27 protein-coding genes and 2 pseudogenes are annotated in these 25,724 nt (G+C 44.7%); 19 read left to right on the plus strand and 10 right to left on the minus strand.

Annotation, left to right across the window (positions count from 1 at the left end):
* Window positions 1–3 precede the first annotated feature (3 nt).
* Complete coding sequence (locus GL2_RS22435) at window positions 4–504, plus strand: VOC family protein (RefSeq protein WP_370452066.1); 501 nt, start codon at window positions 4–6, stop codon at window positions 502–504.
* Window positions 505–860: 356 nt separating this feature from the next.
* Here GL2_RS22435 and GL2_RS16235 read toward each other — a convergent pair whose 3' ends face one another.
* Window positions 861–1,355 (minus strand): DoxX family protein, encoded by a 495-nt coding sequence (locus tag GL2_RS16235; RefSeq protein WP_143731630.1) that lies wholly within the window; start codon window positions 1,353–1,355, stop codon window positions 861–863.
* A 288-nt stretch (window positions 1,356–1,643) separates the two neighbouring features.
* Window positions 1,644–2,471 carry a DUF2306 domain-containing protein gene (locus GL2_RS16240; protein ID WP_143731631.1) on the minus strand — a complete coding sequence of 276 codons (828 nt, stop codon included), beginning with the start codon at window positions 2,469–2,471 and terminating at the stop codon, window positions 1,644–1,646.
* A 189-nt stretch (window positions 2,472–2,660) separates the two neighbouring features.
* Here GL2_RS16240 and GL2_RS16245 point away from each other — a divergent pair, with 189 nt between their 5' ends.
* The 3 genes from GL2_RS16245 to GL2_RS16255 are packed head-to-tail and all read left to right on the plus strand — an operon-like array spanning window position 2,661 to window position 5,042.
* Complete coding sequence (locus GL2_RS16245; RefSeq protein ID WP_232053652.1) at window positions 2,661–3,929, plus strand: sensor histidine kinase; 1,269 nt, start codon at window positions 2,661–2,663, stop codon at window positions 3,927–3,929.
* Window positions 3,929–4,603: a response regulator transcription factor gene (locus tag GL2_RS16250; RefSeq protein WP_232053653.1), complete on the plus strand. Its 675-nt coding sequence runs from the start codon at window positions 3,929–3,931 to the stop codon at window positions 4,601–4,603. Before GL2_RS16245 ends, GL2_RS16250 begins: the two co-directional genes overlap by 1 nt.
* The gene (locus tag GL2_RS16255; protein WP_143731633.1) at window positions 4,590–5,042 is read left to right on the plus strand and encodes a hypothetical protein; all 453 of its coding nucleotides are present in this window, start codon (window positions 4,590–4,592) and stop codon (window positions 5,040–5,042) included. Before GL2_RS16250 ends, GL2_RS16255 begins: the two co-directional genes overlap by 14 nt.
* Before the next feature lie 437 nt (window positions 5,043–5,479).
* Here GL2_RS16255 and GL2_RS16260 read toward each other — a convergent pair whose 3' ends face one another.
* Complete coding sequence (locus tag GL2_RS16260) at window positions 5,480–6,790, minus strand: serine hydrolase (RefSeq protein ID WP_143731634.1); 1,311 nt, start codon at window positions 6,788–6,790, stop codon at window positions 5,480–5,482.
* A 220-nt stretch (window positions 6,791–7,010) separates the two neighbouring features.
* Window positions 7,011–7,142, minus strand: a complete 132-nt coding sequence (locus GL2_RS16265) for a transposase (protein ID WP_143731635.1) — start codon at window positions 7,140–7,142, stop codon at window positions 7,011–7,013.
* A gap of 255 nt (window positions 7,143–7,397) precedes the next feature.
* Here GL2_RS16265 and GL2_RS21550 point away from each other — a divergent pair, with 255 nt between their 5' ends.
* From GL2_RS21550 to GL2_RS16285, 3 genes are all read left to right on the plus strand, one after another.
* Complete coding sequence (locus GL2_RS21550) at window positions 7,398–9,452, plus strand: hypothetical protein (RefSeq protein WP_172621000.1); 2,055 nt, start codon at window positions 7,398–7,400, stop codon at window positions 9,450–9,452.
* 204 nt (window positions 9,453–9,656) lie between these two features.
* Window positions 9,657–9,848 carry a helix-turn-helix domain-containing protein gene (locus tag GL2_RS16275; RefSeq protein WP_143731636.1) on the plus strand — a complete coding sequence of 64 codons (192 nt, stop codon included), beginning with the start codon at window positions 9,657–9,659 and terminating at the stop codon, window positions 9,846–9,848.
* Between the two features lie 272 nt (window positions 9,849–10,120).
* Complete coding sequence (locus GL2_RS16285; protein ID WP_232053654.1) at window positions 10,121–10,396, plus strand: hypothetical protein; 276 nt, start codon at window positions 10,121–10,123, stop codon at window positions 10,394–10,396.
* Between the two features lie 174 nt (window positions 10,397–10,570).
* On the opposite strand, the gene GL2_RS16290 is transcribed toward GL2_RS16285, so the two are convergent.
* Window positions 10,571–10,711, minus strand: coding sequence for a carbon storage regulator (locus GL2_RS16290; RefSeq protein ID WP_232053852.1), 141 nt, complete (start codon window positions 10,709–10,711; stop codon window positions 10,571–10,573).
* Window positions 10,712–10,987: 276 nt separating this feature from the next.
* Between GL2_RS16290 and GL2_RS16295 the strand changes: the two genes are divergently transcribed.
* Entirely contained in the window at window positions 10,988–11,377 is a 390-nt protein-coding gene (locus tag GL2_RS16295; protein ID WP_197736467.1) for a GFA family protein, read from the plus strand.
* Window positions 11,378–11,485: 108 nt separating this feature from the next.
* A complete protein-coding gene (locus GL2_RS16300) occupies window positions 11,486–12,157 on the plus strand; it encodes a hypothetical protein (protein ID WP_143731638.1) in 672 nt (223 codons plus the stop codon).
* 206 nt (window positions 12,158–12,363) lie between these two features.
* On the opposite strand, the gene GL2_RS16305 is transcribed toward GL2_RS16300, so the two are convergent.
* Window positions 12,364–13,526, minus strand: a protein-coding gene (locus GL2_RS16305; protein ID WP_143731639.1) for an IS3 family transposase whose coding sequence is annotated in 2 segments (ribosomal slippage) — window positions 12,364–13,268 and window positions 13,268–13,526 — 1,164 coding nt in all. Because the reading frame shifts where the segments join, the coding sequence is not laid out codon by codon here.
* Window positions 13,527–14,107: 581 nt separating this feature from the next.
* Between GL2_RS16305 and GL2_RS16310 the strand changes: the two genes are divergently transcribed.
* Window positions 14,108–14,575 (plus strand): hypothetical protein, encoded by a 468-nt coding sequence (locus GL2_RS16310; protein ID WP_143731640.1) that lies wholly within the window; start codon window positions 14,108–14,110, stop codon window positions 14,573–14,575.
* An 80-nt stretch (window positions 14,576–14,655) separates the two neighbouring features.
* Here GL2_RS16310 and GL2_RS16315 read toward each other — a convergent pair whose 3' ends face one another.
* Window positions 14,656–14,976 carry a hypothetical protein gene (locus GL2_RS16315; protein ID WP_143731641.1) on the minus strand — a complete coding sequence of 107 codons (321 nt, stop codon included), beginning with the start codon at window positions 14,974–14,976 and terminating at the stop codon, window positions 14,656–14,658.
* Between the two features lie 303 nt (window positions 14,977–15,279).
* A complete protein-coding gene (locus GL2_RS16320; protein WP_370452067.1) occupies window positions 15,280–15,387 on the minus strand; it encodes a carbon storage regulator in 108 nt (35 codons plus the stop codon).
* A gap of 246 nt (window positions 15,388–15,633) precedes the next feature.
* Here GL2_RS16320 and GL2_RS16325 point away from each other — a divergent pair, with 246 nt between their 5' ends.
* The 6 genes from GL2_RS16325 (at window position 15,634) to GL2_RS16350 (ending at window position 20,805) form a co-directional block, all read left to right on the plus strand.
* Entirely contained in the window at window positions 15,634–16,149 is a 516-nt protein-coding gene (locus GL2_RS16325) for a hypothetical protein (RefSeq protein ID WP_143731642.1), read from the plus strand.
* A complete protein-coding gene (locus GL2_RS16330; protein ID WP_143731643.1) occupies window positions 16,149–16,358 on the plus strand; it encodes a hypothetical protein in 210 nt (69 codons plus the stop codon). Before GL2_RS16325 ends, GL2_RS16330 begins: the two co-directional genes overlap by 1 nt.
* A 784-nt stretch (window positions 16,359–17,142) precedes the next feature.
* Window positions 17,143–18,305, plus strand: a protein-coding gene (locus GL2_RS16335; protein ID WP_143731639.1) for an IS3 family transposase whose coding sequence is annotated in 2 segments (ribosomal slippage) — window positions 17,143–17,401 and window positions 17,401–18,305 — 1,164 coding nt in all. Because the reading frame shifts where the segments join, the coding sequence is not laid out codon by codon here.
* Window positions 18,306–18,339: 34 nt separating this feature from the next.
* On the plus strand, window positions 18,340–18,612 hold the full coding sequence (locus tag GL2_RS16340) for a YcxB family protein (RefSeq protein ID WP_172621181.1): 273 nt from the start codon (window positions 18,340–18,342) through the stop codon (window positions 18,610–18,612).
* Window positions 18,613–19,174: 562 nt separating this feature from the next.
* On the plus strand, window positions 19,175–19,495 hold the full coding sequence (locus GL2_RS16345; RefSeq protein WP_143731645.1) for a hypothetical protein: 321 nt from the start codon (window positions 19,175–19,177) through the stop codon (window positions 19,493–19,495).
* 692 nt (window positions 19,496–20,187) lie between these two features.
* The gene (locus GL2_RS16350) at window positions 20,188–20,805 is read left to right on the plus strand and encodes a hypothetical protein (RefSeq protein WP_197736468.1); all 618 of its coding nucleotides are present in this window, start codon (window positions 20,188–20,190) and stop codon (window positions 20,803–20,805) included.
* 118 nt (window positions 20,806–20,923) lie between these two features.
* Here the strand turns inward: GL2_RS16350 and GL2_RS16355 are convergent.
* Window positions 20,924–21,154: pseudogene (locus GL2_RS16355) on the minus strand (carbon storage regulator).
* Window positions 21,155–21,626: 472 nt separating this feature from the next.
* Here GL2_RS16355 and GL2_RS16360 point away from each other — a divergent pair.
* The 3 genes from GL2_RS16360 (at window position 21,627) to GL2_RS16375 (ending at window position 25,085) form a co-directional block, all read left to right on the plus strand.
* Complete coding sequence (locus GL2_RS16360; protein WP_143731646.1) at window positions 21,627–22,922, plus strand: serine hydrolase; 1,296 nt, start codon at window positions 21,627–21,629, stop codon at window positions 22,920–22,922.
* A 672-nt stretch (window positions 22,923–23,594) separates the two neighbouring features.
* Window positions 23,595–24,733 (plus strand): IS3 family transposase gene (locus GL2_RS16370; RefSeq protein WP_143731647.1). Its coding sequence is split into 2 segments (ribosomal slippage): window positions 23,595–23,844 and window positions 23,844–24,733, totalling 1,140 coding nucleotides; the frame shifts between segments, so codons are not numbered across the junction.
* A 37-nt stretch (window positions 24,734–24,770) separates the two neighbouring features.
* Window positions 24,771–25,085, plus strand: a complete 315-nt coding sequence (locus tag GL2_RS16375) for a gamma-glutamylcyclotransferase (protein WP_143731648.1) — start codon at window positions 24,771–24,773, stop codon at window positions 25,083–25,085.
* A 160-nt stretch (window positions 25,086–25,245) separates the two neighbouring features.
* Here the strand turns inward: GL2_RS16375 and csrA are convergent.
* A pseudogene (csrA, locus tag GL2_RS16380) lies at window positions 25,246–25,435 on the minus strand (carbon storage regulator CsrA).
* Window positions 25,436–25,724: the final 289 nt, after the last annotated feature.

Raw genomic sequence — 25,724 nt, forward strand, 5'->3', positions numbered from 1 at the left:
TAAATGTTTTGTTCAACTACTCTCTTTATACACTGGCCTTGCCAGTATATAATTTGCTGGTGGATCGTCTCCGCTTTCCGCGACTGTCTATTTGAGAAAGGAGAGCTAGATATCAAGCCATTTCACTTATCGTTCGTTGTCCCAGACTTAGGAAAGGCAAGGGAGTTCTACGTAAACTTACTTGGTTGTGCTGTAGGCCGAGATACAGGAGATTGGATTGATGTCATATTCTATGGACATCAAATTACTATACATCAAGAAAGAGATGGAATGGTAGCCAAGCCTATAGATCACTTCGGCCCATTGTTGGAGAAGGAACAATGGAGTGAACTGTTAGCTTTATTCAAAGATAATTCGGTCTCATTTGTACTGGAGCCACTGGTAAAAGGTGATAGTTCAGAAAATGAGGCAGGGAAATTTGTAGTTAAAGACCCAGCGGGCAACTTACTCGAGTTTAAATACTACAATAAGTTTTCTGAAACGGTAGTTACTAATAATATTTGATAAAGGCCAGTAGGCAGCTAACATTGAGGACTACTTAGATGGTTAGTTCGAAATCAAATTTTGATGTATTTTTCTGCCCTATAAAGGTAACTTCTATATAGGAGGCTTGATTGGAGTCTCCTTCTTTGACGTGCTTATTCTCAACGACTATCATCGATTTCTTTTCACTTCTTTAAATATACACATTGACCACCTTTACGGTGGGTAGAGTGGGATTTTGAAACGTGGATGCTCCCTTTACTTGATTTTCCTTCATTTTCAGTGCTGTGAGCGGGGTATGTGTTCCTGCTCATAGGTGTTGACAGCTCAATGCTTAAGGGCGTACATGTTTTGCTTACATGGCCATTCCATTTTATTTAATTATTATTGTTAATCCCTAACTTACTGGCGATTAGATAATCTAAACTATATCGGCCAGGACCTGTAGTCATTAACCATGCAAATATAATTATATATAAAGTTTGAGGCAAATAAAGAAACCAGCTCATCCAATCCAATGGTCCAATGCCTTTAGGGATGACATGCTCAATTTCAACAGTAGAGATAGCAACAATCATTGCAATCGTCAGTACAATAGCAACAAGCGTTGAAAAAAGTCCCATTATTAATAGCAATCCACCAAAAAATTCTACACAAGCTAAAAATACCGCCATAAATTCATGAAATGGCACTCCTATTTCACTCATCAATTTTATAAGGTCTGCATGCCTCTCAGGAATAAATAGTTTGTTATAGCCAGATACCGCAAAAAACAACCCCAATGATACTCGTGCAACCAAAATAGGCAACCATTCCCACTTACGATCACCAACAAGTAGTTTTTTAATTAAATGTGAAGATTGTGTAAACATACATACCCTCTTACATGACTATATTCTGGTTGTGAATTTTAATTTCAAATACTTGATATTCCCTTAACCGCTTCTTGAATCTGTATCTAATAGTGGGGTGGAGCGCGCTAGGCTTCTAGTGTTTTGTTTAACTCTCTTCTTCAATCAATAGTCTTGGCGGTTCTTACTTTTATTTGCTGGGTGTCCAGGATTGTCATTTGAGTATCACTGCAGCAGCCGGATTTACGAGTCGTGAATCTCTACAGCCAAATCAGCGCAAGAAGCTCACGACTATCAGCCCGAGTAATCTTAGATCCGTGGCAACCACAACCCCATCGTAGCAGCAAAAATACCAATGGCCATAAACACAGTCAGCGGTACCAAGGAGCTCACAAAAGCAATCTGGGTACCCTGTGCGGTTTCACGCTTTTGACAGTGAAAATACCATTCCAGCATGGCCAGCGGGAGAAGGTATTGTCCGAAGCCCAACGCATATAAGAAAGGCCCGGTAAAAGATTCCCAGTCGATCCCCCAGCCGCCGGTGAGCATTGCCCAGCCCATCAAGGCTACACGAAAGAACCACACTGCACTGGCAGCCATAAATAGGCGTAAGGCCCAGCGCCGGTGCTCCGCAATGCGCCTGGCCATTGCGCTGCGCACCGCCAGAAAGGCAAACGCCAAAATTAGTATGCCGTCCATGGTGATGCTGATTTGCGACACAAGATTACCAAAGGTATGCCGAGTCCAGGTCATGTAGAGCCCAGCAAAACTGCTGCTGACGGCTGCCAACAGATAACTGCGCCCCAGCCAGCGATGGAAGTTGGGGGCATGCCGTCGCACCGAAGGGACCAGCTGTAGAGGCCCGCCGCCGATCACAATCGCGGCCAACAGCACGTGGCTTGCCGAAGCCAGGTTGCCCAGGGTATCCCCCTCGCGGAAGCCCGCCGGCAGGTGCAGACCCTCTAAGCCATACAGTCCTGACTCAGCAATGGGTGGGTAGAATACGGCCAGGATATAGGCAAAGAAGATCGCATGGCCGATGGCCGCGATGCAGAACCAGGTTTTTACCGACAGGTTAACCGCCCGCCGGGTATCGAATGGTCGCGGTAGTGTTTGGCTGAGTACAGCGTCGTTCATGGGTTTCTCCAGGCGATTATGGTCCGTGTTAGGTCTGAGTGAGCTTGCCGATCATGTTCGGATTTTTCAGACATCTGCACATCGGCCACAGGCAGGAATCTGGCCTCCCCCAAAAGGTGGAGATGCGCCCGCTTCCGCCTCCCCCGAAAGCCCCATGACAGCTAAGCGCGCCTGGTTTAGCATGCGGAAATGAAATCGCCGTCCCTAAAGACGTCTGCGTCGAATCCGTCCAACGCCAGCCTGGAATTACCCAAGCTTCCGGTGTGGCAGCCTTTTCGCGGGCCATTCGAACGCTGGCCGCACCTGACCGACCTGCTCATCGCCTTGCTCATGTTTTTGCTGACGCTACTGATGTGGTCGCGCGACGGTTCGCGTGAGGTGCTGGCACTGCAGGGCCTGTGGGATGTTATTGCCTTCCAGTGTGCGTTCATCGGCTCCTTCGCTCTGTTATGGCGTCGCACACACCCCTGGCAGGTACAGGCCGTTATTCTCGGCGTAACAATATTGCTGGAACTGGGTTTACCGACGGATGGCATCGTTGCCATGGCGGTTTCGCTGTATAGCCTTGGCCGCTACGAGGCCAATACCCGAGCCAGTTTTATCGGAATCATCGCAACGCTGGTTTTTGTGGCGTTTGATCAGGGTATTCCGGCTCGGCCAACCGCAGCAGGCACCGTAACGGTGATGCTGGTATGGGCGTTGTGGTATATCGGCCGCCGGCTGCGCTTTCGCGGCGAATATCTGCGCTTGTTGGAAGAGAGGGCCAAGTATTTGGAGCGCGAACGCAATGCCGAATCCGAGCGCGCGGTCGCGGCTGAGCGCACCCGAATCGCCCGCGAGATGCATGATGTGGTGGCGCACCAGGTGAGCCTTATGACCGTGCAGGCCGGTGCTGCCAGGGCCATCAGCCGCAATAACCCGCAAGCCGCTAGTGAAGCCATGGCTTCTGTGGAGGCTGCTGGCCGTCAGGCCATGACAGAAATGCGCCATTTACTTGGCGTACTGCGCCCGGCCAGTAGCTACACTGCGCTCACGCCGCAACCGGGTCTCAATGATTTACCAGCTCTGATTGAAAAGGTCCGGCAGGTGTTAACCGAGGTCGACTACGAAACCCACGGCACACAGGAGAATGTACCGACCAGCGTCGCTCTCACTGCCTATCGTATCGTTCAGGAATCCCTCACTAATGTCATCAAGCATGTCGGTGTCGCAGCGCGGGTTCAAGTGACCCTGCGCGCAGACCATGACACTCTGGCGGTTCGTGTGCGGGATGACGGCAACACTACTGGCGACCGGCCCATGGTGGAAACAACTATTGACGAGCAGACCGGCGGTGGGCACGGCATTGCAGGCATGCGTGAGCGCGCGGAACTGCTCGGTGGCCATCTGCATGCAGGCGTGGTCGATGGTAGTTTTGAGGTATATGCACAACTACCTACAGGAATGGTGAAAACATAATGTTGCGAGTGATGGTGGTGGACGACCAGGCTTTGGTGCGGCGTGGTTTTGCCCTGATCCTGGACAACGAGCCCGATATCGAGGTGGCCGCCGAGGCCGCTACTGGTATTGAGGCAGTTGAAGCCGCACGAACGCATCAGCCGGATATCATCCTGATGGATATCCGCATGCCGGAGATGGACGGGCTGGAAGCCACAGCACGCATCCTGGAAGCTAGTGATGCAACTTGCCGTGTCATTATTTTGACCACGTTCGATCCCGATGAATACGTGTTTCGTGCGCTGAGGGCTGGCGCTAGTGGCTTTGTGCTCAAGGATATTCCCCCAGAGGCGCTGGTGCAGGCAGTACGTACAGTAGCTGAGGGCGGTGCCATGCTTGCACCGAGCATCACCCAACGCCTTATCAGCCAGTTCGCACAGAAATTGGGGGCAGGGCGCAATCTGGCAGAACGCCTGGAGCGCCTCACTACTCGGGAGCGCGAAGTACTTGAGGCCATCGCCGCCGGTAAGAGCAATGCCGAGATTGCGGAGGCCCTGTTTATTGGCCCCGCCACCGTTAAAACCCACGTTTCAAGCCTGCTCTCCAAACTGGGGTTGCGCGATCGTGCACAGGCGGTGGTGTTCGCTTACGAATGTGGCCTGGCCACAGTAGGGGAGCGCGATGTCGGCTTCTAGATCAACATGCGCTTTGCAGCGAAATGCACTGTATCGGCTTGCCGCCATCGGTGCAGTAATTTTGGGGCTGTTCCTCACCCTCGGAGCTCAAGGTCACTTTGCTGCCGTTTGGCCACTGGTAACCAGCGACGGGATGGGTTTATCCCGTCGCTTGCTGTTGATTTTGCCCGGCGTGATGCTCGCCGGCACAGCGGTGTTGAACTTCCTGCTCTGCAAACCACTCTGGCGAGAACGTGGTTACGTCCTCAACGTTACGCTTGCGGGTAATCTACTTACTATGGGCTACTTGCTTTACCTGATGATACGCGGCGTACCCAATCACCCTATTGGTGTTTTCCTCGCACTGGAGGTGTCTTTTGTATTGCTGCTCGTAGCAACAAGGGCGGGGCTGGTTTGGCCTGCGGTAGCAGAAGCGCCGGTTGAAGTGGATATGCAGTAATGCATGCGCTCGGCGATTGCGCTAGCTACCCGACATCTTAAACCTCAAGGTTGTTTTTTAACTTGCTAGCCTCTTTTTGAAGTCAGATAAATAGACCTCTCTTTGTACCTTTGAAATCCTGGTCAGATTCTATTCTTCGCAAAAAAAATCCACTCATCTAAATGGTTTTGGTACATCATCAGTAAGCGGTACATAAACCACACTATTCAGTAGTTCATGTACCGCTTACGGTATTGAATAAGATGTAGAAATTTGAAATGTGATTAATGGTTGGGTACATTTTTATACCATTTATTGAGTTTTTTAGTGAGTTCGGACCCATAACACTATTTTTTAGTATCCGAACTCATCATAGTGGCAGATAGCTTTTATATGAACGCTAATTTCAGCAAACGCCAGATAAAGCGCTAAAAGCAGAACTTAAAGGGAGTGTCCAGTTACGGCTTTGCTGTGGGCAGCCCTGATGTAGTTTCAAGGAGAGTTGCAAGGAGCATGTCAAAGCTGCTTTCAGAAATGCCATTGTGATCGGTATTGCCCATGAATATTACCCCAACTTCTTCGACTGGATTAAAAAACAGGTAAGAAAAGGAACCGGGGTCACCACCATTGTGACCAACTATCCTGTGATCTTCTCCATTATAGTAGGATGACGAGGTATACCAGAAGATACCAAAATTACCCGCGATTGGTGTCAGCATCTGAGCGACAGAATCGGCCTCAAGAATTCTGGGCCCCCGGTTTCCTGAAGCCAACTTTCCATCGTTCATTATAGTGGCGAGGAACGTGGCCATATCATAGGCACTGCTTCTCAGACCACCGTCGGGCCAAGTTGCAAGGTCATAGAGTGGTAATGGTGTAAGATTGCCATTGAGCTGGTAATGGGGTCTGGCGATTTTGTCTGGGTTCAGCTCCGAGAGTTTCCAGCTTGTATTATTCATACCCAGAGGGGTAAATATTTCTCTTTGTGCATAGTCGGCCAGTGAGAATCCACTGGCCAGCTCCAGTGAATAGCCCGCCAGTGCGCCACCGATATTTGAATACTCGTACTTCTGGCCTGGTACCTGTGCACCAAAATTATTTTCAAAATCATAAAATTCACCATCTCTATCCAAGTAAGCACCCAAAAAGCCCGCCAAGTCAATAGGGCTGTCTGCGGGGCAGGCCCCCGGTGCTACGAGGTCCAGCAGCTTTGTGTGAGTGCCGTCACCATGGTTGATATAGAAGCTGCACTGATAGGCGTCCTCAAAATCTTTAATGCCAGATCGATGGGTCACAAGGTGCTGCAGTGTGATCGGTTGCGAACCAGGATTATCAAGTTCGAAATACCCTCCGGCCAGTAAATTTTGCACCTTCTGGTCCAAATTAAGGATTCCGCTCTCCAGGGCTTTGGCGATGGCGGTTCCCATAACAGCCTTACTGACCGATGCCTGCCAAAAAATGGTATTTTTGGTTACTTTGCCTCCATCATCCAGACTTTTTACGCCATATCCCTTGGACCAGATGATAGGCATTTGCGGCCTGGCGACCAAGGCGATAGCCATACCGGGAACCGCATTGTCCTGCATGAACTTTTCAACGGCCTCGTCAATTTTACACAGGTCAGTGGTTTTAATAGTTGAATAAAATCCGGCTCTCTTATCCTGGTCACTGGTTTCGTTACTATCCATTCCAGTTGCATAAGCAGAGATGCATAAGCTAGTGGCAATGAATAGGTTAGATAGGGCTGAAGTGACGCAGTTGTTTTTCATGGTAAATCCTCCCTGGTTTTACATGGTTAACCCATCCCCATGGTACGATCTATATCCTACTGTTCAACGAATTTCGGTAAAGGGATGTTGACAATGTGCAGGGTATTGATTTGTACTGAATGGGAGCTGAATACATGAGCGTTATCAGCGAATGCCGTGCTGATGATATACAGTTTCCCCTGATATCACTCAGGCCCTGCCACCGGTGCGCGGGATTTCTTTAAGTGTGACTGGCGAGGACATTATAAGAGCTCGCCAGGGTATAGAGATTTTGTCCAGAGCCCTGATCTACTACCAAGCGGACAGCCTCTAATTTAAATTCAGGAGAAAAGGAGCGACGTTGTCTACTCATTGAGCACCTCTATTTTCGATGGCAACTTTACCACCTAAATTGGTGTCCGGGTTTAGTAGACCACTACACTGGGGGACGTAGCCCCTATCGAATTTGAGAAATGTGCTTAGAGAGGTGTCCGGTTAGATTTGACCACAACAGACAGGTGGTAGCTTGTGGGTGTAGTAGCTTGATACTATAACGCTTTCTAAATCTAACAGTTTATTAATTCAATATAAGTACGAGTCATAGGCAACGTACATGTAAGATCGTTGTTTGAAGCTTCAACTCAATTTGGGCGAATATATTTTGATGAGTAAGTGTACAATTTTCGGAATATTTGTATTAGTTTCCATTTTTTCAGGCTGTAGCGGTGGTAGTAGTGACAGCACTGGTAGCTCAGTACCAGAATCTCAAGCCACGCCTGAACCGGAGCCTGAACCGGAGCCTGAACCGGAGCCTGAACCGGAGCCTGAACCAGAGCCTGAACCAGAGCCTGAACCAGAGCCTGAACCAGAGCCTGAACCAGAGCCGGAGCCTGAACCAGAGCCGGAGCCTGAACCAGAGCCCGAACCAGAGCCTGAACTGTTCTCAGAGGCCACGCTTTCTGCGATAGACCACCAAGGAAATGCCCAGGCCAGCTTTCATCTGGAGTGGAAATTAAATACTGATGAAGATAAGTTCCTGCAACTTGACCATTTTCAGCTTGACGGTTCCTATGGTAGTATCGAGGGATTCAATGGCAGCGTTCCAGGATCAAGGGTTCTTTTTGATTCCATCGCCAAAGATGCAATTAGCTTTGATTTTCATGTTCCGCTGCACTTATTCCAGCAAAACCCAAATAGAGATATCCAATTTCAGCTACATGCTGTCGATGCTGAAGGGGAGATATTAGGATCAACGCACCCATTAGAAACCCCAGAAACTGCTAATTCTAAAGAGCTTATCAGTTATTTAAAGGCTGATATATCCACCATAGACGAGATGTTCGGTTACTCAACTGCCATATCTGCTGACGGTACGCTGATGGTAGTTTCCGCAATAGGTTATTCCGATACGGAAGACAGTCAAGGTGCTATATATACCTTTGAGCGGAATAACAATTTTGAATGGAAACAGGTAGATAGGCTGACTGAAGCTGCTCCAAAGACTCAACGTTATTTTGGCCGTAAACTGCAACTTTCGATGGATGGAAAAATACTTGCAGTCATGTCGAAAAATTATAATTTTCACCTATTCAAACGTAAAGAAAAAGGATGGACTCTCTTTAAAGAGTTTTCTCATGATTATAATTACAGTGATGTATTTTTATATAAAAGCCCATTAGTTTTATCAGGTAGCGGTAAACGCTTAGCAGCTAAAACCTTAGACGGGATTGCCATCTATGATATTGATATCAATGCAGAAGAAGGCTCTGAGGTACAGTACTTACACACCCTGACCCCGCATTTTGAAGGAGCGGATACAGACTCAAAATTTCCAGGGGAATATCTCTATGAGTCGAAGTTTGGTGCAGATCTAGCACTCTCCCAGGATGGCAAAATTCTGGCTGTTGGTGCGCCTAGAGATTGGATTGATCCAGGCGATAAGCAATATATCCCCTCAAGCTCTGACAATATTGACTACGGTGCAGTTTTTATTTTCCGGGAAAATGAAGGTGGGACCTGGAAACAAGCTGCTTATTTAAAGAGTTTTGACTCCGACTACGGCCAAGTGTTTGGCTACTCAGTTTCGCTATCAACCAATGGCAGGGTACTTGCAGTTGGCGCACCTAGAGAAGTAGGTGCTGGCAGTGGGGTTACGGCTACACCTCCAGTAGAGTTTGATTATGATTACCTTTACGCTGGTGCAGCTTATATATATCAAGAGCCTGGTGAAGCAGAAAAGAAAGACCCCTGGACAGGTTATACTGATAACAACACACCAGAAAAAATAACTTATATAAAGTCATTCGCACCTCAGAGTAGCGAGAGGTTTGGCGAGTCTATACAGTTATCTGGCGACGGAGAAATTCTGGCTATTGCAGCTTCGGGCAGCGGCGGAGGCGCTATAGGTGTTGGAGGAACAATCGAAGATCAGTCCAAGATATACTCTGGAGCAGCCTACATGTATCTGTATAATTCTTTATCTGGTTCATGGGAAACTGGTAATTATATTAAAGCCAGTAATACTGATTCACGGGATTTATTTGGGCACAATTTAACAATGTCAACTGATGGGCAAACTTTAATCATCGCAACGCCTTTCGAAGATGGAGATGCAGATGGGACAGAAGGTACGGGGCAGGATAATAATGATGCACCATTTGCAGGCGCAGTTTATGCTTATTAGTTGATCTTTTTACAATTAAAGTTGAGCCTGCTGACATGAGCCATGTCTGCCAGCAGGCCTACAAACAAAATAAGTAAAATTTACATTAACTTGAAATTTAATTGGTCCTGCATTCAACTCTGAACTGGATCAGTTAATCACCCGAAAAAGAATGGTCAGCTGAAGGTTACATCTACCGCTTCTTCTTCGTCAAGAAGTTAAGTGATGACGGAAAACTACCGACAGCTGACCGAAGAGCAGCGCTGCCAGATTTGGGCCCTAAAGAAAAGTCACTGGAGGCAGAATGCGATCGCCAGGGAGATTGAGGTTAGCCAACCTACGATAAGTAGGGAATTGGCTCGTAATCGAGGTGGTATTGGTGACTGCTATAAGCAAGCTCTACGGATGACTGAATAGCGGAGTATGCAGGCGAGAAAGCCAACAAAGATACTACCCAATACCAATGGAATCTTGATAGTGATTGCAAATGGGAAAGGCATATCACTATCAACAAAGAGCAGGGTTGAATCAACACCGATGTCGGGCTGGGTATTGAAGATTTCTAATGGGACACCAGTTCCACCAGGTCAAAAATTACTTAATGATAGGTCCGGGCATTATAGTATCGCTCCAACAGCAAATATGCCCCTCAATGAATTCAAGGGTCTACTTTCAAAACTGGCATTGAAGTGTTAGAAGGTATTCATAAAGCAGATTACGTTTTGACACATATAAAAGAAATGAACACATCACTATGTGATTGGGAAACCCGGATGGTACTTGAGGCAATAACTCGTGAAGCTGAGCGTTTAAAGTCTATTTGTGAAACATCTGAAGATGAGGATGAAGTGGCAGATGCTGGGAATGACTATCTAGAAGTTATTGGCCTCAAGGAACGTTTAGAAAATCAAGCAATAGAAGTTTTTGGTCAAGAAATTACCAATTTCAGTAGGGAACCACTTTAGCTCTAACAAGTTATTGTGCTGATGTATTGCCCTCAATGTTGCTTGTCCGAGCAAGCATTAGCAAAACTCAGGCCCTAACTATTTGGTTACGGCTCAGCAAAGAGCTAGATTTATTAACTAAAGAAGGAGGATCGTCTGGAGCCTCCCTTCTTGGAGAACCTTCCCTCAACGCCTTCAATTGCCTACTTTGTGTTCTCTTTTAATACGCACATAGATCTCTTCACGATGGACGGGGAGGGATTTGGGGGCGCGGATGCCTATCTTTACTTGATTTCCCTTCACTTCCAACACTGTGATCGAGACATTCGTTCCAATTCTTAGGTTCTCGCCTGTTCAGCGCTTTAGGATCAACATGTTTTCTTCCTACCGATACTCAAGCCGTGGGTGAGCATTCCTTGGTAGGGAAGCTTTGTAAGTGATGATTGTTGGTAGATTGGTGAGCGCAGAACAGGAAATAGGCTACCAAGCTTAAAGAATAGCTTCCAGCTGATGACTTTATATATCATCGGGTTGACGCGCTTTGGAATCATAGAGAAGCGTGATATATAGATGTTGCTTTTGAATTAATTGTTAGGCGCATAGGAGATACAATTGACTGAAATAGCGAATGGTTCCTGTAACTGCGGATCAGTAAATTTCAGAATTAGCGTAATCCCTGAAGATGTATATATATGTCATTGCTCTATTTGTCGCAAAGCTACAGGTGGAGGCGGAATAGCCGTAACGGTGATTGCTAATGAAAGTTTTGAGTGGGGTTCTGGTCAAGACCATATAAAAATATGGAGAAAGCCAAATCATGATTGGCAAACAAGTTTTTGTTCAGAATGTGGATCATCCTTACCTGGGAAGAACGATGATAAGGCTATGTACGTTCCTGTAAGCTTGCTTGACACTGGCTTTGAGAGGCTAAAAGTAAAGCAGCATTTATTTTTGGATTCAAAAGCAGTTTGGGAAGAGGTTGATGAAAACAGCTCTGCCTAACAAACTGCTGCTTTATTCGACAATACTTCGCGCACTTTGTGCTGTACGCTAAGCTAACACAAAGCAGCGTCATTTAGATGGCAGCTGAGCAATACACTAGGCAAACCCATGAAAAGAATTCTTATACTGCTAATTGTCATTGAATGCTTACTTTTGGGTTGTGCTTCCAAAGTGCAGAAATATCCTGAAGTGGAAGAAGAAGAGCTTTCACCAACAGTGATTGTTGCTGTTCCTTTAAAGGGTAGATACTTGCAGCAGTTTGAAGAGTGTACGAAGGAGAATGTTGTATGCCTCGATCCTCCGCCACAAGTAATTAGTTATGTGGTTATTGATCAAATCTATGGAGAAGAGTTGCCGCAAAGAATTGAGGTGGCAACAACAGGGCATTTTGGGCTACAGAGCTTTGATTTCAGGTCACACAAATCTGAAATCATACTTATTGGCTCCCAGTCGAATTCACATATATTACCTAGATATCACCGTATGCCATTAGCCAAGCTTATTAACGGCGACCTTGCAATTCCAGTGTACGAAAAGGAAGACCTGTGGTGGTTTCCTTGCTCTATTTATGAACAGATAAGGCCATTAAAATACCAGGAAAAAGATCGAGAGCTAGCTGTACCACTAGAGGATACGTATCCTAAGATTCGCGAATCAAAATATGTAAGGCTTGAGGGAGGGTTCTATTTTCCTACTCACGGCGTACCGATCTCTAGCTTAAAAACTTATCTCGAAACCAATAAGTTTGAATTTAGAGAATTTAAGTGTGAGAGTGTCTAATACTTGCTAAGGTATTTAAGACCGAGATCCCGTTGGCCCGCTAAGTGCACGGTAGCTGGATAAGAATACATTAATTGTAACTTACGATGAAGCGAATATCTATTGGAATTATAATCTTGTCGTTATTGAGTATTGCTTACTCATTTTCTATTCCTGCATATACCAATGAGGAAGAGTGATCCTACCCATCAACAACGGACACACCACTAAGCGACTAGTTGTTCCTCAAACGCCTCAGGGCTTAGATAGCCATTGGCGCTGTGTAAGCGATTTCGATTGTAGTCTATCTCTATATACTCAAATACGGTTTCTCGCATGAAGCACCTTGTAGGAAAGCGGTTACCATGGATTGCTTCTACCTTAAGTGAGTGGAAGAACGTTTCTGCACAAGCATTATCATAGCAATTACCTTTGGCGCTCATGCTGCACCGCAGATCATACGCTGTAATTAAAGATTGATAATCTTTAGAGCAATACTGGCTTCCCCTGTCAGTATGCACGATAACATTCGTAGGTTTCTTACGTCGCCATAAAGCCATTTGAAGGGCGTCACAGACCAATGTAGCCGTCATCGTTTCTGACATCGCCCAACCAATAACCAGCCGACTATATAGGTCTATCACTACAGCCAGATATAACCAACCTTCTTCCGTTCGTAGGTAGGTAATATCCCCAGCCCATTTCTGATTCGGCGCTTCAGCATTAAAGTTCTGCTCGAGCAAATTTGGAGCTACTGGCAGACCATGTTTTGAGTAGGTTGTGGCTTTATATCTCCTGCCTGCTTTAGCCCGTAGGCCCTGTCGATGCATGCTGGCAGCAATTGTTTTCTGGTTATATTTACTCCCCTCACTGGCCAACTCCTTCGTCAGACGAGGGGCGCCGCTACGTTCTTTGCTGGCTATAAAGCGCTGCTGTACCAAGCTATCGAGCTGCATTCGGTACTGCTGGTACTTGGATTGGTCAGCCGATCTTGACACCCAGTTATAAAAGCCACTGCGAGATACGCCCAATACCTTGGCCATCGCTTTGATGCTGAATTCATGCCTGTGCTTTTGCATGAAGGCGTACCTCATTTCAGGCTCTTTGCAAAGTACGCTGCGGCCTTTTTTAAGATCGCCAGCTCCTCTGCCTGCTCAGCCAGCTGCCGCTTAAGTCGAGCATTTTCTGTCGCCAGCTCTCTCTCGGCATCCCCTCGGCTCTGATGTAACTGAGCCTTACTTCGCCATCCGTAAATCTGGGAAGGATGCAACCCAAGCTGTTTAGCGGCAACGCTTACCCCGACCTTGAGCGCCAGTGCCAGAGCATCTTTTCTATACTCATCTGAGTATTGTTTACGAGTGGTTTTGGTTGGTTTACTTGATCTTGTCATAGGGCACCTCTGCTGCGTAGTTTATCGCTTAAGAGAGTGTCCGTCGTTGGTGGGTAGGATCACGTCTCGACGCGAGTGGTTCTAAAGAAGAAGGGCCGTGAGAATCTATCTTCAGCTTTTAAGAAGCTGGGTTTGGCTGGTTTTCCTAAGGAGGTAGATGTGTAGTTCAAAGTAACACATAGTTTGATAGGTATTCGTTCAGACCAAATCTCTATAGAGGAGGATTGGCTTGAGTCTCTTTCCATAGAAAACTGTCCGCACTGCTTACTTTTTGTTCATTTTAAATGCGAGTATCGACTTGTTCGCGATGAATGGGAGGGGACCAGAGGGCATGGAATCTAAGCTGTACTTTATAGCCTTTCACTTCTAGCGCTGTGCTCGATATATACGACCAGTTGATAGGCTTTCGCCAGTTTAGTGCTTAGGGAGCCGCTTTATTTGCTAGGTACCCAGATTTTTTTCAAGTATTATGGCCTTACGAGAGAGCATTTAAGTTTCCGAATGAGATTGGACCTTTTGGTATTTCTCTACCAGACGAATATGCTAGAACTGAAGATTAAGTTTAGTAAGGAAGTTTCAGAGTGAATTTTCGTAGACTCATGATTGTATGTATTGGATTAGTTACTTTGACTAGCTGTGGTTCGAGTCATGTAAAGCATGTTTCTATGATTCAGGTAATTAGTAATCCATCTAGCTTTAACGGCGAGGAAATTCTAGTTAGAGGATATTTACGTATTCGTAATGAAAGTAGAGCTCTATTTCTAAGTAAAAGTTTAGCAGAAGGTCGATTAACAGAAAATTCAATTTGGGTTCAGGAGTCTGAAAAAACAGTATATGGGGGATCGATAGGTCAAGACACAGACTCTACTCTTGAATTGGAGAAGTATGATAGAAAATATGTCATGGTTAGAGGGATATTTGATGCTGGTGATAGGGGGCATGGGGGTGCATTTTCGGGCACAATTCATGCAAAGAAAGTAGCCAACATGTTGGAAACCCTAGCCTCTAAACAAAGTAGAGCGAATGGGGATCGCCAAGTACAAGAGTAGTTACTTCCTGGATACTGATAGACCAAGGGGGTGTAAGAAAACCTATACACCCTTAAATTGGAGCAAGGCAGTGCCAGGGTTTAGTTACGTATCTTACTTGATGTGCTTTCCCAAACTTCTTCAAAACCATTAATAAGCATGTAGCCAGAAAATTTGTTAAAGAGTTTATGCATCCAGAACTCTATATCACTAATTCCCTCTATGACTTTTTGCTCTTCATTATCTTTGATTGCTAAGTCTGTCATTTCCCAAAATGATTGTGTCAATGACGCTGCCATTTCGTTCGAATTAATTTGTACTTTCGAATTTATAAACTCTTCAAGAAGTTCATCATTCATTTCTTTGGCATAACGTAAAGCGAAGCTTTTAGCATCAGACTCAGATTCTTTAAATTTAAGCACTTTTATAAGCCTCCAGTTGCAGATCTGTCATGATAGCCATATCTATCAGATATAGATCTTAGTTTGAAAACGAGTTCATCAACTTGCATGCGTTCTGTCACTGCCCGTAAATAATGAGCAGGGTTATCAGGGGCTTATACAAATTTCATCCCGGAAGGGATATGCTGACTGTCTTCTATAATCCAATAGGCACAGTTAACTTTAGTTCTCTTTTCTTAAAATCTGCTTAGAAATTCCATTGTTGAGACAGCATGCTTGACCGTTGATGAGAAAGACAAACCGTGCTCGTCCGTCTTTCACTGCCTATTTTTGTTCTCTTTTGATGCGCGTATAGATCTCTTCACGATAGGCGTGGAGGGATTTGGGGGCGTGGATGCCTATCTTTACTTGATTTCCTTTCACTTTCAGCACTATTGTGGAGACGAACGTCCCAATTTTTAGTTTTCGCCAGTTCGGAGTGGTGGACGTGGCCTGTAAAAGGCGGGGGGCTACGGACTCGGAAATTGGGGATTTGCTTCAAGCTACTGAGTTACCTAATTGGATTCGCTATGACTCTAATGGCAATGGGGATCGGGTTTGCGGTTGGCTGTGGCTCGTCGTTAAGCATTGAAGTAATATCGCTTAGCAACATCGGATTGAAACTTATGGAGTGAGTCAATGGGTCTAAATGTTTTGAGCTTTACACGGGATGATGCCATAGGGCACGCAAAACTACACAAACGTGCCAATCAAGTCTATATGAAGAGATTTGATGTGGATGTGGTGCTTAGGAAAGGAAAGCTTGATAATCCGCAGATCGATAAGGTTAGGTATCGTGAGGACCATCGGCCAATGATGGTGAAAAACAACAGAACGGGTGAAGAAAGGCCCAAGCGAAACGATATCGTAACCTACCGGATGCCAGGCTCTTCAGAGCCGTATATTTTGGCTAAATCGGGTGGGGTATCACTTTTCGATGGTATCAGTAGCAAAGTTCCATTTAGAGAGGGAAAGGATGCTTGGTGGATAATTACCAAAGATGCAAGATTGGAACCAGGGTTGATTATTGCAAAAGATATGTTTCCCGATGCAGAAGGCAATACCCACTACTCGATTGAAGCGGAAATCGACATGCCTGTTTCCGAGTATTTTGAAAAGCTTGCCGCCTTAAAAAAATATATGAGAGTTAAGTGATGTCTTATAACTACAAAGATTTGAACTATATACGAGAAGCCCTTGCTTGCTACGAAGAAAAATTATGTGATGTTGATATTAATGAATGTGATGATGAAGAAGCTGAAGAGCTTCAAGAAGATATTCTATACATGGGGCGTTTGAGGGCGCTGACCGATAGAATGATTGACGAGTGGGAGAATAGGGGCCCCACTTTAACCTCAGTCTGAAGGTCGGGACATAAAGTAAAAAGGTTAAAGTAGTTAAGGCCTCCCTTATGTAGGGAGGTCGTATTGAGCTAATTATTTAGACAAATATAGGTACAGGTTGCATCTGCCTTCAACTGCCTAACCTAGGTTTTTGTTTCATGAAGAGATTTATACTCCTGGCATGCAAACTTCTATTGATAACCGCTGTATTTATACTGCTGCTGTTAGTGTCATTTCTAACTACTACGCTATTGGTGCAAGGAGATCAACACCCAGAAAGCTGGGTGATAAATGTCTATGATATTTCTGCTATGGCGATAGTAATTGCCCTTTATATTGCCGTAATGGTATATACGTTCAGAAGATTTATTAAGGCAGAAAAGCGCCTCAGGGAGTAGAAGTATAGTGATGTGATTAGCTTTCGCTGTGTGTCCAAAAGAATTTACGCTTGGGCTTAAGGTAGATTGACCTTTATATATGATGTAGATTGTGGAGATTCGTTTGAAATTTAAAGTAGTAACCTCTAAAGCTGACTATAATAATTATTGTGATTATGTGGTATGTAGTCGTTTGAAATCTCATACATGGATATCGATTCTTAAGAACCTAGTTGTTTGGTTGGCTATCGGTTTAGTTTTTATGTCTTGTGTTCAGTTTAAGAGTGGAAAAATTGAGCTGAGTCCGTTCATGTTAGTTATGGTTATATCACTTGCGTTTCTTTTTTATGTTGCTCTTAGTAGGTTTGATCCTACCCACCAACGACGGACACTCTCTTAAGCGATAAACTACGCAGCAGAGGTGCCCTATGACAAGATCAAGTAAACCAACCAAAACCACTCGTAAACAATACTCAGATGAGTATAGAAAAGATGCTCTGGCACTGGCGCTCAAGGTCGGGGTAAGCGTTGCCGCTAAACAGCTTGGGTTGCATCCTTCCCAGATTTACGGATGGCGAAGTAAGGCTCAGTTACATCAGAGCCGAGGGGATGCCGAGAGAGAGCTGGCGACAGAAAATGCTCGACTTAAGCGGCAGCTGGCTGAGCAGGCAGAGGAGCTGGCGATCTTAAAAAAGGCCGCAGCGTACTTTGCAAAGAGCCTGAAATGAGGTACGCCTTCATGCAAAAGCACAGGCATGAATTCAGCATCAAAGCGATGGCCAAGGTATTGGGCGTATCTCGCAGTGGCTTTTATAACTGGGTGTCAAGATCGGCTGACCAATCCAAGTACCAGCAGTACCGAATGCAGCTCGATAGCTTGGTACAGCAGCGCTTTATAGCCAGCAAAGAACGTAGCGGCGCCCCTCGTCTGACGAAGGAGTTGGCCAGTGAGGGGAGTAAATATAACCAGAAAACAATTGCTGCCAGCATGCATCGACAGGGCCTACGGGCTAAAGCAGGCAGGAGATATAAAGCCACAACCTACTCAAAACATGGTCTGCCAGTAGCTCCAAATTTGCTCGAGCAGAACTTTAATGCTGAAGCGCCGAATCAGAAATGGGCTGGGGATATTACCTACCTACGAACGGAAGAAGGTTGGTTATATCTGGCTGTAGTGATAGACCTATATAGTCGGCTGGTTATTGGTTGGGCGATGTCAGAAACGATGACGGCTACATTGGTCTGTGACGCCCTTCAAATGGCTTTATGGCGACGTAAGAAACCTACGAATGTTATCGTGCATACTGACAGGGGAAGCCAGTATTGCTCTAAAGATTATCAATCTTTAATTACAGCGTATGATCTGCGGTGCAGCATGAGCGCCAAAGGTAATTGCTATGATAATGCTTGTGCAGAAACGTTCTTCCACTCACTTAAGGTAGAAGCAATCCATGGTAACCGCTTTCCTACAAGGTGCTTCATGCGAGAAACCGTATTTGAGTATATAGAGATAGACTACAATCGAAATCGCTTACACAGCGCCAATGGCTATCTAAGCCCTGAGGCGTTTGAGGAACAACTAGTCGCTTAGTGGTGTGTCCGTTGTTGATGGGTAGGATCAGTTGTTGGCCGTAAAAATAGGCGAGTGCTTTACACCAAATAAAGATGGAATAATATTAGGCTCTAAAGAGTATGAGATTACTCCAGAGGGTATTAAAGAAACTTATCAACATGGCCATAGTTTCTATAGTTGGGCAGTGGTTGAGCAGGTAGAGGAAGTTAATGGGGCAGTTTATGTTTTTGTGGATCAAGCATTAGCTTTGATTTTTACAGCTGAATCATTAGAGCAAATTGATTTTAAAGATGATCTTTTAGATACATTGAAAATGCATACATAATACACCCAAGATACATTTAGGCCAGAATGTGGTATCTGGCCTTTTTAAGTAAAATACTATTTACCGTCTAACAACTGATCATGTTAAGAAGTATAGATTATAAGCCGAATAATAGTTTAGGATATCTGTACCCGCTTAAAAGTGTTAGTAATATTTTCTTCTGAATTTTCAGGTAGGGTAGAGATACTTGATCCATTTAATTCTGAGGTATGCTTGCTTCCTACTGATGCTTAAGGTGTGAGCGGGTATCCCTGTTGGGGGAGTTTGGTAAGGGTGGTTTGCGGGTGGGGAACGATCGCCGTGGGCAGAATACGGAAGTGTGGTTGCCAGTTATCCTGAGTCGGTGCTTAACTATAGCTTTTTGAAGTTACATCCTTTTATATAGTTTCTGTACCAATTTTCTAGTCTGGCTACTGTTACACTGCTAGGTACTCTATGTACTGGGTGTCCAGAGTTTTTTTCCTTGATATTGTCTCGCGAATGTCAATGTTTAACAGGAGGAAGTATGATCTCTGGACTCTTTGCCACTCTGTGAGAGTTATATATTTAATCGAGATAGATCGTGAAAAAAGTTCTTAAAGGTTTGTTAATGTCAACGGCACTGGTCACCACGGGCTTTTTCCTGGGTTGGTGGGCAAATTCTCCAAGTTATGACCTGCTCTGTTCCACCCCCTCCGTTTATGTTTTGAGTCAGGATGTCACGGCTCAAGGTATTAGCATAGCAGCCGGTACGGAGGTCGATCTTCGCTCATGTGAGTATGCAAACAGGTTTACGGTTAGTTTGTATGCGGAAAAGGGCTCTAGAGAAGAGTTGTTTCAATTTAAAAATAGCGCTCCAAATATAGGTAACCACGGTGCCAGCCAATATCCTATTGAAGAGTAATAGTAAATGTATAATCAAGCAAAGCTTTGTATACATTTTACACGGTCGCCACGTTCCTATCTTCATACAAAAAATCCACAAAGTTAGCTCCGACTGATGGTGACGTTAGTACCATTTTCAGAACTTGATACATCCCTATCTGATAGAGGATGGTCTCGAAAAAGATAGGGGGTATTGTAGGCTCCTTCCTTTGAGAATCTGCTCTCGATACCTTCCATTGCCTATCTTTCGATACGCACATGGATCTCTTTACGATGGGCTGAAAGTGATTTGGGGGCGTGGATGCTTGCTTTTCACTTCTAGTACAGAAGCTGGTACATTTGTTCCATTTTAAAGGCTTTCGCCGGTTCGGTGCTTTATGGTCAACCTATTTACTTCCTAGAGTTATTCAAGCCGTGGGTGGGTACTCCTTGTTGGGGAAGTTTAGTAAGTAATGCTTTTCGAGTAGGGAATGGCTGTATTGGTGCAGAATAGGGAAGGTTGGGTGTCCAGAATTTCTAGTGTTCTCTACATCTTTTGGTGTATGCAAGTTGGTGGGCTTTGGAATAAATGAGAAACGTGATATATAGTTGTTGCTTTCGAATTGACGATTAGGACGTTCAATTAACAAAGGAGCAAGCTGTGGCTCTTACTCAGATGCAGTTAATCCAGTCTCTCGGAGAGGCAATGAATTGGTTCGAGAGAGAGCTTCAATGGGGCTAAAACCCACTGAACTGAGGCATCTTGTAGGGCGTATTGGTGAACTATATGCTGCATTGATAACTAATGGTCAAATGGCTACAGAAGTAAACCAGCATGGTTATGATGTTGTCTCTGCTAGTGGTGAGAGAGTATCTGTAAAAACAACAGCAAAAATGGGCGCATCTGGATACGTTTCATTCAACCCAAATACTTTAAACCAAGTAGACCGAGTAATAATTCTTAGAATTAATACTGATGAAATGCAAATTGAGACCTTGATAAATGAGTCCATACCAAAAGCTATAGAATTTATGGGTAATCCAGATGCCAATGGTAAGGTAAATGTTGCTCTCTCAAGATTACTTTCACCCAGAAAGCCAGATTCTGAAATGCTCGCTATAAAACAAGTCAAATACAGGAAATATCAAATAGTCGAACTTGAAAACGGAACCATAGAAGTAAAAGTCAACGATGAAGTAGCATCGCCATCAAAGCCAGTTTTGCGCGAAATTGCAACGTCACTAAATATCAGTCATTTCAATAGTAATGGAAACCAATACAATACAAGGCAGCTGGGTAGTTTAATTATCAAAACTATTAAAAATAGCGGTGATTTAGTCGGCGCCTAATCAGAGTATAAAAGGACAGCTATCGCTGCGTGCAATATACCTAGTATGCAATATTTGAGTGCGGTATTCAAGGCTTAATGCACTGTTGGCTAATTACAGTTAGCCTCTATTATAGAGGTTAGGGGTCCATTGGATCCCCCCTCCATGGAGAACCTGCCCTCACTACCTTCCATTGCCTAATTTTTTGTTCGCTATTGATGCGCACATAGATTTCTTCTCGATGGATGGAGGGGGATTTGGGCACACGGATGTCTATCTTTACTTGATTTCCCTTCACTTCTAGCACTGTAACTTAGACATTCGTTCTAGTTCTTGGGTTCTCGCCTGTTCGGCTCTTTAGGATCAACATGTTTTCTTCCTACTGATACTCAAACTGTGGGTGGGTATTCCTTGATGGGGGAGTTTGGGAAGTAATGTTTTTCGAGTGGGAAATGGCCGCAGTAGTGTTGAATAGGGAAGGGTGGTGGGTTAGTTTTCCTGAGTTGGTATTTGACTATAACCTGTTGAATTTAGATCATTTTGTAGGACTAATGTCAATTTTCTAATCCGGCTTCTACTGCTCCGCTCGCTACTCTATTTGGTGGGTGTCCAGAATTTTTCACATTCCGGTTACCGCCGTCGGTAAAGTTGGCAAAAAGAAGTAGCAGGAGTTCAGCTCTTATCGCCTGTTTAGATGGCTGGGTTATCGATTTTAATTGACTAAAAATTAGTAATTGTATTCATCAGAGGTTCAGTAATTATTGAACATAATATTCTCGATATAGAGCTGTATGGCAGACTTTTACTCAATCAAGTAATATTCAAGAAAAGGAAGCTTTAGCATGGAATATCGTCATAGAAAATCAGTATTTGCTCAACCTCTCCTCTTATTTACGCTATTAATTTCCAACAATGGAAATGCTGTAGATACTAATACTTCAGGGATTTATCATGATAGTCCGGGAGTATACAAAGAGGTATTTAAACCAGGTAAGAAGCATACTATTGATCGTATGATTAAAAAGTATATGCTGGATAACAATATTCCAGGCATGGCCGTAGCTATAGTTACCAATCCAGAAAAGCCTGTTATATGGTCCAAAGGCTACGGTGTAAAAAGCCTGGAAAATAATGAAAGGGTTAACAGAAATACTTCATTTTGGCTGGCATCCATCAGTAAGGTAGTTATGGGTACTGCTATGGCCATAGCGCAGGAGGACGGCTATCTCTATTTAGATCAGGAAATTCAAAACTTACTGGGTGAAGATGACTTTAATATTGACAATCCAGACTCCTTACCTATCACCATCCGAGATCTCGTAACTCACAGTTCGGGAATTAAAGATAGCATGGCTTACCAGTGCAGCTACTATATTGATCATGGTGACGGCACTCATACAAAGTTGATCAACTTAATAGAGCCTGGGTTATGTCCGGATAGCAGTCCAATTACACTGGATGGATTTCTCGGTGCCTATTTGGACAGTGAGGGGGAATTTTACGATTCCAATAGTAACTTCACTGGCCTACCACCCGGGCAAGACTACAAATACTCAAATATCGCCGCAGCATTAGCAGGCTACTCAGTGGAACTTAGCACGGGCTTAACTCTGGCTGATTACGCAGAGCAAGAGATTTTTACCCCTCTTGGTATGCGCAATACCAGCTGGAATTTTTCCAAGTTAAACCAGAGTAACCTGGCAAGCCCTCATACCACAGTTGATAACACCCTATCTTCAATTCCATTTTATGAACTCGCGACCTGGCCAGATGGTGGCCTACGGAGTAGTGCATTGGATATGGCGAGATTTTTAGCCGCAGTAATGAACGAAGGAGTGTTAGTTTCACGAAAGTCTGACATCAAGATTCTTGAGCCAGATTCAGTTATTCAAATGCTGACACCCTCCCAGAATGGTTTTGGGGTCTTCTGGTATTCTGGCTGGCTTTGGAATTATGGGGGTAAAGACCATATTCTAATCGGCCACAACGGAGCTGAGGTTGGATATTTTTCCTACCTAGTGTTCAACCCAAAAGATAACGTCGGAGTGATCTTATTGGCCAACACTGATCGTGGAGATAAGATAGAGAGTATTGAAGAACTAATTAAAAACCTCTTTGAGGCGACTCAAGTATGGTGACAACCTGTTTCAGGGCTCTAAATATTTCTAAGAGGGAATAAAATTTTCCCTTAGAAATACGGCTAATTCTCTCATCTGGTTTTGCTGGCCTGTTCGCCACTCTATTTGGTGGGTGTCCAGAATTGTCTATCTTTGGGAGCCAAAAAGTTTATATTTACTTGATCTCCCTTTTATGGTTGAAGCTTTAATACCAATTTTTAGGTTTTCACCGTAGGGCACAACATGTTTGTTTTCTACTGATAGCTAAGCCTTGGGTTGACATCCTTGGCGAGGGAGCTTGGTAAGTGATGTTTGTTTGGAGAATGGAGTGGAAAGCGGTATGGCTTAAAGCCGCTGACTTCTTACGTCGTTGCGCTGACATGCTTTGGAATTATAGAGAGGCGTGGTATATAGCTGCAACTTTTGCATTCACTGATAACTGTATGGAGTCAGAATGAGGTACTTTGCTTACGGGTCAAATATGTCCCTTCCAAGACTGAAAGAAAGAGTTCCGAGTGCTGTGCGACTAGGAACGTTTACTCTTACTGAACATTCTCTTCGTTTTCACAAAGTCAGCAGTAAAGACGGCTCCGGCAAGTGTGATGCACTGTTTACCCCAAACCCCAAAGATGTAGTGGTCTAATCTTTCCGGACACTTCGCTAAGATGGTAAAACCACCAAGCGAGGTGAAGTATGACAACAAAAGGTACGCGCCGGCAATTCAAGCCGGAGTTCAAGAAAGACGCCGTAGCCCTGGTATCTGAGCAAGGGTATTCGATTTCTAAGGCCGCAGAGGCGGTAGGAACCACCGCAAACAACCTGCGACGCTGGATAAAAGAGCTGAAGCAGGAAGAGAGCAGAGTTAGGCTGGATGTCGGCGAGCGCGCTGAATTGGACCGGTTACGACGCGAAAACAAGCAGTTGCGGATGGAGAAGGAAATTCTAAAAAAGGCCAGTGCCTTCTTTGCGAAAGAAATGAAATAAAGTACAGCTTTATTAGAGAGCAGCAAAGCGGCTTTCCAGTTAGGGCACTCTGCCGAGTGATGCAGGTAAGTAAGAGTAGCTATTACGATTGGTGTCACCGTATTGACAGCTCAATAGATAGCCAGACATGGAAACTATGCCATCGTTTGAAGGCCTTATTTTCAGAATCTCGACAGAGTCTCGGAAGCCGCCGGTTAATGAAACTGTTACGCAAAGAGGGCTTTAAAATTGGTCGCTATCGTGTCCGCAAGCTAATGAAAAAGCTAGGTTTGGCAGTAAAACGCAAGAAGCGATTTACACTGACGACAGACAGCAAACACCAACTGCCGATCGCAGAAAACCTTCTGAATAGGAATTTCTCACCGAGGGCTAAAAATCAGGTTTGGACCACTGATATCACGTACATCTGGACTGTACAAGGCTGGTTGTACTTGGCGGTAGTGATTGACCTCTATTCTCGCCGGATTGTTGGTTGGCATCTAGATCGCCAGATGGAAACGGCCTTGGTAAATCGTGCATTGATGATGGCTGTTAATTTGCGTACACCGCCAAAGGGTCTTCTACACCACTCTGATCGAGGCAGTCAGTATGCCAGCCATACCTACCAAGCGCTGTTGAAACAGCATGGAATGGTGTGCTCAATGAGCCGCAAGGGAAATTGTTGGGACAACGCACCGACTGAACGCTTTTTTAGCAGCCTGAAACGAGAATGGTTGGCGGGAAATCTCTATCCGACAAGGGAAGATGCGATAGCCGATGTGAGAGCCTATATTGCGTATTACAACTCACATAGGATACATACAACACTGGGGGACGTAGCCCCTATCGAATTTGAGAAATGTGCTTAGAGAGGTGTCCGGTTAGATTTGACCACAACAAGATCATGTGATTGGTGCATTGTTCGAAATATCAGATAAAGAAAAAGGTGCTCTAGATAGGGTAGAGGGTTTAGGTTACGGCTATAAGGAAAAGAGGGTTCGGGTAACTGATACCAAGGGAAATTCCCTCGAAGCAATTACATATTATGCAACGAATACTGATCCTTCTTTGCAACCTTATTCTTGGTATCTATATCATGTGATATATGGAGCTAAAGAAACGGGGGTTCCTACGGACTATCTAAATAATTTGGAAGCAGTCAAAAGTATGGAAGATCCAGATAGAGAAAGGGATGCAAGAGAACGTGCAATATACAGTTGACAAACTAAAACACAACAAAGGCTATTGCGTTATGACTTCTCTTTTTGCTAAGTGCGTTAGTGCGATAATCAAAGTTTAATGTAACTTGCCATCGGAAACAGTTAAACCTAGGTAGAGAAAGTGGGGGAGGGGTAGGTCTCCTTCCCTGGAGAGCCTATCCTCAACGCGTTCCATTGCCTACTTTTTGTTCTCTATTGATGCGCACATAGATCTCTTCTCGATAGATAGGGGAGGGATTTGGGAGCGCGGATGCCTATCTTTACTTGATTTCCTTTTACTTCTAGTACTGTGATCGAGACACTCGTTTCAATTCTTAGGTTCTCGCCTGTTCGGCGTTTTAGGATCAACATGTTTTCTTCCTACCGATACTTAAGCTGTGGGTGGGCATTCCTTGGTGGGGAAACTTGTTAAGTGATACTTGATGGAAGAGAGGGGTGGGGCGCGGGGACGGTGGGTGCAGAATAGGAATAGGCGGACGCTAGGCTCCCAGAACTTGGGGAGTCGATCCAAGCCGATAAATGTACTTTATCTCCATAGTGTCTATACCATTTAAACTAGCTAAAACCTAGTATTTGGTTTGACCCTCCTCTTCAGTCAATAGCTTTGGCGGTTTATACTTGCTATTTAGTGGGTCTCCAG

It is taken from the genome of Microbulbifer sp. GL-2, from assembly GCF_007183175.1.
Taxonomy (GTDB): Bacteria; Pseudomonadota; Gammaproteobacteria; order Pseudomonadales; family Cellvibrionaceae; genus Microbulbifer.